This is a genomic window from Streptomyces sp. NPDC088116, assembly GCF_044741745.1.
In the GTDB taxonomy this organism is placed as follows: domain Bacteria; phylum Actinomycetota; class Actinomycetes; order Streptomycetales; family Streptomycetaceae; genus Streptomyces.
On record NZ_JBIUTF010000010.1, the window covers coordinates 76,107 to 88,985 of the forward strand.

The 12,879-nt window shown below is 68.6% G+C and carries 9 protein-coding genes; 8 read left to right on the forward strand and 1 reads right to left on the reverse strand.

Features of this window, described 5'->3' with window-relative positions; genetic code table 11:
* Positions 1-118 precede the first annotated feature (118 nt).
* Positions 119-3,040, forward strand: a complete 2,922-nt coding sequence (locus ACIOJD_RS32490) for an HAD-IC family P-type ATPase (protein ID WP_401920016.1) — start codon at positions 119-121, stop codon at positions 3,038-3,040.
* Here the strand turns inward: ACIOJD_RS32490 and ACIOJD_RS32495 are convergent.
* Positions 3,031-4,668, reverse strand: coding sequence for an LCP family protein (locus ACIOJD_RS32495; RefSeq protein ID WP_401919841.1), 1,638 nt, complete (start codon positions 4,666-4,668; stop codon positions 3,031-3,033). The two genes, ACIOJD_RS32490 and ACIOJD_RS32495, sit on opposite strands and share 10 nt — an antisense overlap.
* Before the next feature lie 160 nt (positions 4,669-4,828).
* On the opposite strand from ACIOJD_RS32495, the gene tatA reads away from it, so the two are divergent.
* From tatA to ACIOJD_RS32530, 7 genes are all read left to right on the forward strand, one after another.
* A complete protein-coding gene (gene tatA / locus ACIOJD_RS32500) occupies positions 4,829-5,083 on the forward strand; it encodes a Sec-independent protein translocase subunit TatA (protein ID WP_401919843.1) in 255 nt (84 codons plus the stop codon).
* An 82-nt stretch (positions 5,084-5,165) separates the two neighbouring features.
* Positions 5,166-5,591, forward strand: coding sequence for a hypothetical protein (locus tag ACIOJD_RS32505; protein WP_401919845.1), 426 nt, complete (start codon positions 5,166-5,168; stop codon positions 5,589-5,591).
* Between the two features lie 687 nt (positions 5,592-6,278).
* Positions 6,279-6,884: a TetR/AcrR family transcriptional regulator gene (locus tag ACIOJD_RS32510; RefSeq protein WP_401919846.1), complete on the forward strand. Its 606-nt coding sequence runs from the start codon at positions 6,279-6,281 to the stop codon at positions 6,882-6,884.
* A complete protein-coding gene (locus ACIOJD_RS32515; RefSeq protein WP_401919847.1) occupies positions 6,884-9,076 on the forward strand; it encodes an MMPL family transporter in 2,193 nt (730 codons plus the stop codon). Before ACIOJD_RS32510 ends, ACIOJD_RS32515 begins: the two co-directional genes overlap by 1 nt.
* 260 nt (positions 9,077-9,336) lie before the next feature.
* On the forward strand, positions 9,337-10,980 hold the full coding sequence (locus ACIOJD_RS32520; RefSeq protein WP_401919848.1) for a restriction endonuclease fold toxin-2 domain-containing protein: 1,644 nt from the start codon (positions 9,337-9,339) through the stop codon (positions 10,978-10,980).
* 15 nt (positions 10,981-10,995) lie between these two features.
* A complete protein-coding gene (locus tag ACIOJD_RS32525; RefSeq protein ID WP_401919849.1) occupies positions 10,996-11,451 on the forward strand; it encodes a hypothetical protein in 456 nt (151 codons plus the stop codon).
* A 103-nt stretch (positions 11,452-11,554) separates the two neighbouring features.
* On the forward strand, positions 11,555-11,989 hold the full coding sequence (locus tag ACIOJD_RS32530; protein WP_401919850.1) for a hypothetical protein: 435 nt from the start codon (positions 11,555-11,557) through the stop codon (positions 11,987-11,989).
* Positions 11,990-12,879: the final 890 nt, after the last annotated feature.

The window sequence follows — 12,879 nt, forward strand, 5'->3', positions numbered from 1 at the left end:
GGACGGGTGGGGTCAGGACCAGCGGGGCCAGAACCGGTGGGGCCGATCCTCCGAAGCGAGTGACACCCCCTCGTACTCGTACAACTCCTGGGCCACACAGGCCCCTCGCGACTTGACCGTGCTCACCTCCCTCCAAGTGCTGCGGCACCTGGACAGCGGGCCGCGCGGACTGACGGACGCGCAGGCCGAGGAGCGTCTGCTGTGGTACGGCGAGAACGCGGTGCCCGAGTGGCGTACGGCCTCCCGGCCGCGCCGCTTCGTACGGAGCCTGCGGGATCCGTTCACCGCCGTACTGCTCTGCCTCGGCCTCGTGTCGGCGACCGTGTCCGCCTGGGGCACCGCCCTCGTGATCCTTTCGCTGGTCGTCGTCAGCTGCCTGCTGCGGTCGTCCGGGGAACACCGGGCCGACCGGTCCATGGCCGCGCTGCGCGAACTGGTGGCCACGACGGCGACCGTGCTGCGCCGCACAGGGGAGGACGGCCTGGGAGACATCTCGGGACACAGCCCGGGACACAGCCCGGGACACAGCCCGGGACACAGCCCGGGACACAGCCCGGGACACAGCCCGGGACACAGCCAGGGACACAGCCAGGGACATGGTCAGGGACACGGCCCGGAAGGCGGTCCGGCGCAGGCCAGGGAGATCCCCGTCGACCAGCTCGTGCCGGGGGATGTGATCCGCCTCGGCCCCGGTGACCTGGTGCCCGCCGACGTACGGCTGCTGCGCGCGAGCGGCCTGACCGTCCATCAGGCGGCGCTGACGGGTGAGTCGGCTCCGGTCGCCAAATACGCCGTGGACGCGCCGGAACCGGTGGCCGGCGGTGGGGTGTTCGCGTGGCCGCAGCTGTGTTTCCAGGGCAGCGGCGTGGCGTCCGGCAGTGGGACGGCGGTCGTCGTCGCGACCGGCGCACGTACCCGGTTCGGGGCCGCGCGCAGCCGGCTGGGGAGGCGTCCCGCCAGCGCCTTCGACCGGTCGGTGCAGGGGATCTCGTGGGTCCTCATCCGGTTCATGCTGCTGACCCCGCCGCTCGTGCTCATGGCCAATGCCGCGCTGCGCGGCCGGGGCCTGGAGACGCTTCCGTTCGCAGTGGCGGTGGCGGTCGGACTCACTCCGGAGATGCTCCCGGTCATCGTCACCACCGCGCTGGCCCGGGGCGCCGCACGCCTCGCGCGCGGCCAGGGCGTGATCGTCAAGCGCCTGCCCGCGCTGCACGATCTGGGCGCCGTCGACGTACTGTTCCTGGACAAGACGGGCACCCTGACCCAGGACCGGCCGGTGGTCGAGCGGGCGATGGACGGGCAGGGCGCGCCCGCTCCCGAGGTGCTGAACTGGGCTGCCGTCAACGCCTGGTGGACCCTGCAACTGGCCGACCTTCCGGTCCCGGACGCCCTGGACGAGGCGATCCTTGACGCGGCAGAGGGCTCGCACGTCGGCGCATCGGACGGGGGACAGGATCCGCAGCGGTACGAGGGTGTGGCGGCCCTGCCGTTCGATCCCGTACGGCGCCTCTCCACCGCGGTCGTCCGGCGGCCGGGCAGCCTCGGCACCCACACCCTGGTCGTCAAGGGCGCGGTGGAGGACGTGCTCCAGCGGTGTGCGCTGGACGACGGCGAACGGACACGGCTCACCGCTCTCGCCGCCCGCGAGACCGACGGCGGCCTGCGGCTGCTCGCGGTCGCCTCCGTGGAACGGCGGGCCCGCCACGGCGACTACACCCCGTCCGACGAGCGCGGTCTCGGCTTCCTGGGCTTCGTGGCCCTGCGCGACGCCCTTGCCCCGACCGCCGCCGAGGCTCTGAAGGTCTTCGCCGACCGGGGCGTCACGGTCAAGATCCTCACGGGCGACCACCCGGGGACGGCGGCCCGCGCGTGCCGGGACCTCGGCGTGGACTCCGGTGTGGACGTCGGCGTGGACTCCGGTGTGGACGTCGGCGTGGACTCGGGTGTGGACGTCGGCATGGACTCTGCCCCGGACCTTGCCCCGGACCTTGCCCAGGACTTTGCTCAGGACTTTGCCCCCGCCCTCGCCCCGGACCGCCGTCCTGACGGGCCCGTCGTCCTCGCCGACCGTATCGATGGCCTCACCGACGCCGAACTCGCCGAACTCGCCCGTCGTACCACCGTTTTCGCACGCTGCACCCCCGAGCACAAGGCCCGTGTCGTCGCCGCGGTACGCGCCGACGGACACACCACCGGCTTCCTCGGCGACGGCGTCAACGATCTGCCCGCGCTCTTCGCGGCCGATGTCGGGATCTGCCCCCGCGACGCCGTCGATGTCGTCCGCGAGAGCGCCGATGTCGTCCTCGCGGAGAAGGACCTCACCGCCATCGACCACGCGATCGGCGCCGGGCGCCATTCGAGCGGCAATATCGCCACCTACCTGCGGATCACGCTCTCCTCCAACCTCGGCAATGTCATCGCGATGCTGGTCGCGGGGCTGCTGCTGCCCTTCCTGCCGATGCTCCCCGTCCAGGTCCTGGCCCAGAACCTGTGTTTCGACGCGGCGCAGTTGGCCTTCGCGTACGAACGGCCCCGGCCCGAAGCCCTGCGCCGGCCGACGGAGCTGCGGTCCCGTACGTTCCTCCGCTTCATCACGGGCTTCGGCCTGCTCAACGCGGTCGCCGACCTGGCGACGTTCGGCGTGCTCGCGCCGGCCCTCCACACCGCCGCGGACGTGGGCAGCCAGGCGGCCTTCCACGCCGGATGGTTCACCGAGAATCTGCTCACCCAGGCGCTGGTGATGCTCCTGCTGCGCGACGGTGTCCGTCGCGGGCGCTGCGGGATCGAACTCACCGGTCGACGGACGGCGAGCCCGGTCCGCTGGGCCGCCGCCGGGCTCGCCGTGACCGGAGTCCTGCTGCCGCTCTCCCCGCTCGGCCCGGCCCTGGGCATGCCCGCGCTCCCCGTGCAGTACTACGTACTGCTCGCCGCGGTCCTCGGCCTGTACGCGGCCGGGCTGGCCGCCGCCAGGGGTTGGTACGAGCGGCGGTACGCGGCACACGAGACGGTGACGGAGACAGGGACCGCGCCTCAGCCGTAGGAGAGGTCCGAGCAGGGATCGTCGTCGGCGGAACGGGCACCGTCGGTCACATCGGACGGTACGGAGCCCGTGGCACCGGAGCCCTGCGAGCCGGAGCCTTCCGAGCCGGGGCCTTCCGAGCCGGGGCCTTCCGAGCCCGTCGCGCCGGAGGACGGGGAGTCGTGGGAATCGGGCGAGTCGCCCTCGTACGACGTGCCCAGGATGACGTCGATGCCCGCGGTGGAGGCGGCGGACACCGCCAGCAGCCGGGCGTCCGGGAAGAGCCGAGCGACCGCCCGCGCCCCGGCCTCCTGACCGGGGCCGTACTCGATCAGCGTCGTGCCGTAGTCCTGGGCGCTCGCGGTCGCCGTGTCCGTCACCGTGAAACCGTGCTCCGTCAAGACCCCGGCCGCGCGGGCGGCCAGTCCGGTGACCCTGGTGCCGTTGTGGACGGCGACGGATATGCCCGCGCCCGACATGGACTCGTCGGAACCCGACGTGGGCGTGGGGGAGGCGGACGGTGTCCCCGTCCCGCCCTTCTGACCACCGGCTTCGGTGCCGCCGATCGTACGGTCGGCCTTCAACGCGCTCCAGAGCGCGCTCGCGTCCGGTTCGACGATCGCGATGCGCGAACCCTCGTAACGCCAGGGGACGGTGACGAACTTGGTGTTGTGCAGATCGATGTCCTTCAGGGACATCGCGAAACTCAGCAGCTTGTCGGCGGATCCGAGCCCCGGATCGACGGTCATGGACCGTGTGGCGGCGTCCGCGAGCGGCAGCAGTTTGGTGGGGGTGAGGCCCTCGCCCTTCACCTTCTTAAGGAGGGCGGCGACAAAGGCCTGTTGGCGCTTGATCCTGCCGATGTCGGAACCGTCGCCGATGCCGTGCCGGATCCGTACGTAATCCAGTGCCTTCTGCCCCGAGAGGGTCTGCGGGCCCTTGGCGAAGATGAGCTTGCCGCGGGTGGTGCGGTTGGGATTGAGATCCTTCTGGTAGACGTCCTGCGGCAGGCACACGCCTACGCCGCCGACGACTTCGGTCAGCTCCGAGAAGCCCTTGAAGTCGACGACGACGGTGTGGTCGACGCGCAGGCCGGTGAGTTTCTCGACGGTGTTCTGCGTGCAGGCCGGGTTGCCCTTGGCCGTCTGGCCCACCGAGAAAGCCGAGTTGAACATGGCGTCGCTCCGCGCCGTCGTCCAACTGCCGTCGGGCAGTTTGCAGGGCGGGATCTCCAGGAGCGTGTCGCGCGGGATGGACACGGCGACCGCGTGCTTGCGGTCGGCGTAGACATGCAGCAGGAAGGCGGTGTCGGAGCGGCCGATGTCGTTCTTGTCGCCGCCGCCCAGCGCGCTGTTGCCGCCGGTCCGCGCGTCCGATCCGATGACCAGGACGTTCTGGCCCTTCGACGAACCCGACGGCCGGTTGTCGGAGAGCCCATAGGTACTGAAGGTGTCGATGTTCCCGCTGAGCCTCAGATAGACCCAGCCGACGCCGGCCGAGACGAGCACGAGAAGGACCGTACCTATCGCGAGGCCGGGCCGCGCCCGACTCTGTCCGCGCCGTCGGCTGCGTGCCGCGACGGTACGCCCGCCGGTGCCGTGACGAGCGCTGCCGCCACGCGTGGACATCGTCTCGTGGCTGCCTGCCATATGTACGCCCTCACCCCTCCGACCCGCCCCACGGTTGTACAGTTGCGCAATGTAGCAACCTTGTTGATCGATGTTACCCGCGGGTGCGGCCCATGGCACCTGCGCGGATTCGACCTCGGACGAGAGCGTGCGACGCGGAACGAGTGGAGAGGCGGACGGAATGCTGCGCAACGGGTTGGAGCCCTGGCACCTGCTGATCGTGGCCATGGTGATCATCCTGGTGTTCGGCTCGAAGAGACTGCCGGACACCGCCCGGTCCCTGGGCAAGTCCATGCGCATCCTCAAGAGCGAGGCCAAGGCGATGAAGGAGGAGGCGGGGAGAGAGGGAACGGACACCCGGCACCCCACCGCCGCCCCGGCCCAGGCGCCCCCGACGGACAGGCCCGGCGCTGCGGGGCGACGCACAAGAAGGTAGAGCGCCAACAGCCCCTCCCTGGCCCGCTCTTGCGTCGGCGCAGGTCAGCCGGAAGCATGGGCGTATGGGGGACGAACGGTGTGTGCATGAACTTGTGGTCGGGCAGTGCACGGACTGCGCTCCGGTTCCTCGCGGCCTCACCGCCCGGGTGCTCATCACGAGCGGGGGTTCGGTCTTCCACCGCACCGAGAGCTGCCAAGGGCTGCAAGACGGACAACGCAAGGCCCGCCGATTCGGCAGGGAGAACCATCCCGCCCGGACCGTGGCGGTCTCCATCGCGTTGGAGACCGGAAGGGGCGCCTGCATCATCTGCTTCCCCGGTTATCGCCCGGCGGTCGAGGCGAAGGCGTGCCAGGTGCGCGTGGACGGCATCTGGGTTCCGGGGATACTCAACCAATGGCGCCAGGAAGCCAACCGCCGCTGGTCCGGCGTCGTGACGTACACCCTCGACGGGGATCAGGTGACCGTGACGAAGGACCAGGCGGAACTCCGGCCCGCTTCCTCCTGATTTTCCCGAGCGCGGACGCCGGAGACGACGCAGGGGCCTGAGGCGCCTGAGGCACCTGCGTCGCCTGCGAGACCGAAGACGCCTGAGGCGCTGGACGCACCGTCGACGCCGGCCCCGGGCAGCGCGCGCGTACGCAGATGGCCGCGCGCCGGGAGGCTGACCGGACAGCGGGACGGGGGGTTAGCCCCCCGAGATCCTGGGGGCGGACCGCATCGAAGCCTCGCCGATTCCTCCGTAGCGTCATGAGTCCAGCTCAGCTCAGCTCAGCTCAGCCCAGCCCAGCCCAACTCGGCTCGGCTCAGCTCAGCCCAGCCCAACTCGGCTCGGCTCGGCTCGGCCCAGCCCAGCCCAGCCCAGCCCAGCCCAGCTCAACTCGCCTCAGCTCAGCTCAGCCCAGATCAGCCCACTGCCACGGCCAGGACGGGCAGTGGTGGCGAGAAGGCCGATGTGCCCGTGGACACGAACAGCCATCGCGCGGTCAGGACCTGGACCGAATACGGAAACCACCCCGCGCACCGCCGGTCGAGCCCTGCTTTCCTTCCTCACGCAAAGGAAACGACGATGCACTCACCGTCCGCACCCGAAGTCCGGTCGAATCACGGTACTTCGGGTATCGAATACCCCGAGTATTCATCCACACCCTCGCCTGATGTCACGGAGAGCCATCCGCGAGGCCCGATCCCGCGTGTGCCGCGCGACGAGGTGCGCCGCCGTCTGCTGACCGTTGCCGCACGGTCGTTCGCGGAAAAGGGCTATGAGGAAAGCCGGCTGGAGGACATCGCCAACGCGGCCGGATTCACCAAGGGCGCCGTCTATTCCAACTTCACCGGCAAGCAGGAGCTGTTCGGCGCGGTCCTCGGAGCCGCCGCGGACACGGAGTTCGCCCTGGTGATGTCCGAGATACGCGAATCCGCCGACCCCACCGAAGCGGTCGGCCAGGCCGCTCGGACCGTCGCCCATCGGATCGTAGACGACGCCGAACGCGGGCAGCTCGGGATCGAGTTCGCGGCCCGCGCCGCGCGAGACGAGCGGATGAGGGAGATTCTCACGCCACTGCGCCGCGCCCAGCGTGCGGCGGCGGCCCGGTCGATCACCGAAGTGGTCGAAAGGACCGGCGTGCGGCCGACGGTCAGCGCCGACCTGGCCGCGCTGATCCTGCACTGCCTGTGCAACGGCCTCTCGAACGAGTGCGTCGCCGATCCCGCGATCGACGCCGACAGCGTGGAGCAGGCCCTGTCCACGGTCCTCGCCGCGCTGCTCGGACCTCGTACCGACTCCTCAAGGACCCTGTGATGGCTGCCCTGCTCCACTCCCTCGGCAGGTCGGCGTTCCGCCACCGCGGTCGCTTCCTCGCCGGCTGGCTGCTCTTGATCGTGCTGGTGGGCGGCGGCCTGGCCGCGCTGGGCTCACATCTCGACAGCGAGGCCACCATCCCCGGCTCCCAGTCGCAGGAGGGCATCGACTTACTCGAGAAGTCGCAGCCCGCCTCCACCGGCGTCACGGCGCAACTCGTATTCGTCGCACCCAAGGGTTCGACTGTCGACGATCCCGCCTATCGGGCCGTTATCGGGAAGACGGTCGCGGAAGCCGGGAAGGCTCCGCAGGTGGAGAGCGCGGTGGACCCCTTCGGGGCGAAGTCCGTCTCGACCGACCGGCGCACGGCGCTCGCTCAGGTGCTCTACCCGATCAAACGCGACGCGCTGAACGACTCCAGCGTCGCCGCCCTTGAGGAGATCGCCGAAGAGGCGCGGTCGAGCGGCCTGCGGGCCGAGGTCGGCGGCACGATCTACAGCACCGCCGGACTGGAGGTCGGCATCGGTGAGGTGATCGGCCTCGCGGTCGCGGTCGTCGTGCTCGTTCTCACCTTCGGATCGCTGCTCGCGGCCGGACTGCCCCTGCTCACGGCGCTTGTCGGGCTGGCCATCGGGCTGCTCGGGCTGCTGCTGGTGTCGAACGTCGCCACGGTGTCGTCCACCGCGCCGAGCCTGGCGCTGATGGTCGGCCTGGCCGTGGGCATCGACTATGCCCTGCTCATCCTGTCCCGGCACCGTACGCAGCTGGCCTCCGGAATGGACGCCGAGGAGTCCGCGGCACGGGCCACCGCAACCGCGGGCAGCGCCGTGGTCTTCGCGGGCCTGACCGTGATCATCGCGCTCTCCGGCCTGTCGGTCGTCGGTATCCCATTCCTCAGCGTGATGGGGCTGGCCGCCGCGGGCACGGTACTGACGGCGGTGCTGGTGGCCGTCACCCTGCTGCCCGCCCTGCTCGGATTCGCCGGAACGCGACTTCGCCCCAAGCCCGGCTCGCGCGCCGACCGGCGGGAGCGGGCCGCGCCCGGCGATCGGCGGTACGGCGGCGAACGCTGGGCCCGGCTGGTCACGCGCAGGCCTCTGGTCACCATGGGAGCCGTCGTCCTCGGCCTTGGCCTGATGGCGGTTCCCGCCGCTCAACTCACCCTGGCCATGCCCGACAACGGCACCGCGGCGCCCGAGTCGACACAGCGCAAGGCCTACGACCTGATCTCCGACGCGTTCGGCCCCGGTCGCAATGGCCGGCTGCTCGTTCTCGTACGGACCGAGGAGGGCGGAGCCCCCGAGCCGGCGGCCACACGGGTCGCGACCGGCATCGACCGGCTGCGTCTGCCCGAGGTCATATCCGTCAGCCCACCACAGTTCGGCGAGGACGCCCGGACGGCGATCCTGACCGTGGTGCCGAAGGACGGGCCCCGGGACGAGACAACGGAGCGGCTCGTACGCGACATCCGCGCCGCCGCCCCTGAACTGGCCGCCGAGGCAGATGCCGACGTGCTGGTCACCGGCTCAACCGCCGCGGCCATCGACGTGTCCGACCGGCTCACCTCATCACTGCTGCCGTTCGCCACGATCGTCGTCGGACTCGCCCTGATCCTGCTGCTGTTGGTCTTCCGCTCGATCGTGATACCCGTCAAGGCCGTCTTCGGATTCCTGCTCTCCGTCGGGGCGGCGTTCGGCACGGTCGTCGCCGTCTTCCAATGGGGCTGGCTCGCAGACCTGTTCGGTGTCCCGACCACGGGGCCCGTATTCAGTTTCATGCCGATCATCCTGATCGCGGTCCTGTTCGGCCTCGCGATGGACTACGAGGTCTTTCTCGTATCGAGAATGCACGAGGAATTCGTTCACACCGGCAAGCACCGGGAGTCCGTGATCACGGGCTCCCGGCACGCCTCACGCGTCGTCACCGCAGCCGCCCTGATCATGTTCTCCGTATTCGCGAGCTTCGTGACCGCAGAAGACCTCACGCTCAAGCCGATCGCCCTGGGCCTCGCCGTCGGAATCGTCGTCGACGCCTTCCTGATCAGGATGACCCTGGTGCCGGCGATCCTCGCACTGGCAGGGAACCGCGCCTGGTGGCTGCCGCACCGGCTGGACCGGATGCTGCCCGACGTTGAACCCCGTCGCAGCGCCCCTCATCGGCCCCTGTCGACACCCAAACGGCACCCTGGATGACCCCGGAAACCACTCAGGGGCCCGACCCGCGATGCGGATCAGGCCCCTGACCTGGTACTTCACTGTCGGGGTGGCGGGATGTGAACCACGGCCTCTTCGTCCCGAGCGAGGTTCACGAGGTCGCCAGCTGGTCGTGTGGCGTTTGACAGGTCAGGACCGCGTAGTGAACCCCTCGCACACACGACTGACAGTGAGATAGAACGGCTGTGTGGCCGGGGCGGGTTCGTGGTCGCAAAGCCGGTGAACGGGAGGGGACGCTCATGAGTGGTGGGCTTGCGCCTGATGTGAAAGTGATCGCCGAGGGCATGATCCGTAGCGCCATGGGGCTGGCGACCGATGTCATGAGGGGCGTTCGCGACACGGCGATAGCGCTGTCCCATGAGTTGGACCGGCAGAACGGGATGGCCGGTGCTGACGACGCGGGGCGCGACTTCGCGAAGGTGTACAAGTCTGCGGCGGCGGCCACGCTCGACCGGATGGGGTTCAGCTCGTACGTACTGGGCGAGTCCGGCAGGGGGCTGATGCGCAACGCGCGCGAGTTCATGGCTCAGGAGAGCCGCGTCGTCGCGTCCATCATCGGCAAACAGGTCGACCTGACGGCCGGCATGGGCGACCCAGGTGAGGACTGTACGGAGAACTATCTCGGGCTCGGACAGGAACTGCCCGAAGTGGTGGGCGAGACGGCGTGGTCCGACCAGTACGCGCCCGGCGGCCAGAGCGATCGTTTCCGAGGTTCGCCGGAGAAGCTACGAGATGTGGCCGGCTCTTGGAGGCATGCCGGGAAGCTGATGCAGCGCTTCCTCGAAGACGCCCAGACCTACGCTTCGACAGCGGACAAGGCGCACTCGGGCGAGGCTGCGGATTCCTTCCGGACGTACTTCAAATATTGCGTAGGGATGACCTGCCCTTCGGACCGCGCCCAGCAGGATGAGCCTCTTGTGGTGAACCTGGTGGCGGCCTGCACTCAACTCGGCAAGGCGTGCGACCGGTATGCCGACCATGTCGAAGCCGCCAAGGAGAAGATCCTTCAGCACCAGATGGATCTGTTCGAGATCGACATGCCCTGGGACCAGCCGATGTTCGGCGGCAACGGGTACGACGGCGGTCTGCGCAACGCCGTGCTCGGGGACCCGTGGATCCACCGGCTCGGCGAGGTTGCCCACGCGCTGGACGCGTCGGAGGCTCGCGTCAAGCTTCCGCACGGTTCGGACGATCCGCGAAGCCCAGGAATGCCGTTTCTGCCTCCATTGATCCGCGTACCAGTCCCCGTGCCATTCGTGCTCGCGTCGTACCGAGGGCAGGCGCCGGCCCTCCTTCCCTTGGCCAATCCTGTTGATCCGGGCATTCCTGTCGCGGATCCCATTCCGCCGGCGCCGGGCACGACTCGCCTGCTCACCGCCGCAGAGCAGCAGCAGTTCCGCACCTGGACGAACTCCCTCAACCGGGGAGGGCTGGCGGGTGGCGGCGGCCCGAGTGATCCGGACAACGCCTACCAACTCCGTATCGCCGGTTATCCCGAGCGGGAGGTGCCACTGGCGGGGAAGAAGAGAGGACTGATGGTGGACGGCATACGCCCCGCCGATGGATACCTTGTGGAGGCGAAGCATGTACGGGACCCGGACTGCAAGAAGAAGAGTTTCCGCTCCCTCGACCGTGTCGAAGGCACACTGGCCAAGCCTGTCAAAGCGAACAACAAGGGAGAGATCGCATGGGACCCGGTCGTCGACGCCATGTACGGCGGTGACGAGAAGGAACTCGTGCGCTACAAGCAGGCCATGGCCAATCCCGCGAACACTGAGATCCGGGGCCTGGAGATCGTCACAAATGGGCGGGACAACGCCGCCTACTGGCAGTCCATGATGGCGATGACGGGTACGCCCGGCTCGACGCGATACGTACCCTGAGACCGAGGTAATGCAGTGACCGCTGAGCGGAATATCCGAACCAACTTCTCCTTCTATCCGCCCGAGGAGGATGGCGGAGCCTGGCACGCCACCCTTTACACTCTGGAGAGGGCACTGAGCCAGGCATTTCCCGAACCCACCCTGGAATACAGGAAATCTGGAATCCACAACATGGCCGTGCTCGATTTCGAGATCGAGCTGGTACCGGACGTATGGGTGGACGGAACGGCGGCGATGCCCAGGCCCGACTACTCCTACATCACCCTCACCGATGTCACCGCTGACGAGGCCGCCGTCGTCGCCGTATGGCTCCGCGACTCCTTCGTCCCCGCCGCGCACCTTGTGCGCTTTGCCAGCAGCCTGGCCATGGCCAACGGCGGAGATGTTCCGTCGCCCTTGCCGGCCACGGGTGGCGTCGAAGAGATCAGGGCCGTGCTTCGTGACCACCTTGACGCCATCGACATGCCGTAGCCCGCACTCGTCTACGGGGCTGGTCGCCCGGATTCGGAGTGATGCTACGTACCCTCAAAGTGAAATGGACGCACGCAGATTCCGCAGATCGACAACGTCAGATATGGGCGTGGCGGACCTTCCTGCCCGTTTGGCGGAGGCAAAGTTGAAGTTGATCGGTTTTTATCGGGAAATGTACTCGGTGTCCTGGGGTTCCCCCGTGCCTTCAGTTGAATCAGGTGTGGAAAAGTACTCGGTCAGGAATTTGGTCGGCTACCTTGAATCCGGTTACCCTGTCTTCGATGTGATGGAGCTGACCACCGACGTCATCGGTGGGGCTTTCAGTGTGCCGGGCGGATCGTCCCTGCTCACCGATGGGGAATATGTGTGGCCCGTGGACTTGGCGTCGTATGTCGAGAAATACCACATCGCCCTTCCGCAGGATTTCCTTGAAACCGTGCGGCGTCATGACTTCCGTATCCCGTCAGTCGGCCAGGAGACGCTTCTCGACATCTCCGTCGAAGCGAGCCAAGCGTTGGGGTTCCAGCCAAGGCCATAAGGGTGTTCGTCAGGTACCTCATGCCGGGACCGTGGCAGGTCTGGCTGGGCGCACGTGCGGAGAGGAGTGGCCCCACTTGCCCATACCAGGGTGGGCAGCAGCTGGCCACTGTACGAGCACCGGTTTCTTAGCTCGACCGCATCAACACGCCACCCGCACGCGGTGCGGAAACGCACTCCGCGGAGCTGCGCTGGGAGTGCTGACGAACTCGGGTTCTGGCCTGGGCTGGTCGAGGATGCGCCGTACCTCTCCATGGAGGTCGGCCCCCGCCGCCGGACGGGGTGAGGCCGGCGGCGGGGGCCCCGAGACCGAGCCCTTACTTCCGGGGGCTGACGCCTTGTCCCAAGGATCCGGCGGTGATGAGGGCGGTGCCTGCTTGCTCGTGGCCGGTCAGAGTGAGGACCACTCCGGTGGTGCAGAAGGCCGCGGAAAGCCCGACCGTGGCCCAGGCGAGGGCGTTCTGTGAGCGTGAGTGTTCCGAGGGGGCTTGGTCCGGCGTCTGCGGCTCGCTCGGCGGCGTTCCATGCGGCTGCGGGACATCCGAGTGGTCGTTTGTGGTGGCCATGACAAACCTTCGCTTCTGATGCGTGCGGCAGCACGCGGTGAATGGGTGAAAGGACCATCGCCCGGCGGGTAGTTAGCCACGCAAGTTCGCTGGCCGTGTCCGGTGGCGCCCCCGGACCTGTGCATGGAGAGCGCCGATGCCTCGCTGGGGCAGCGTCAACCCAGTGCGGTCCGCTCGGTCTGGCAGTTGAGGCGAATGCCCGGTGACGAGGCCAACAGACCTGGCTCAATAGGTATATGGAGATTGGCGAAACACTGCGCATACCGCGCGAGGCCGAAGGAACTGGGTACCGCGGTTCGCAAGGTGGAGATCGTTCGAGGTGGGC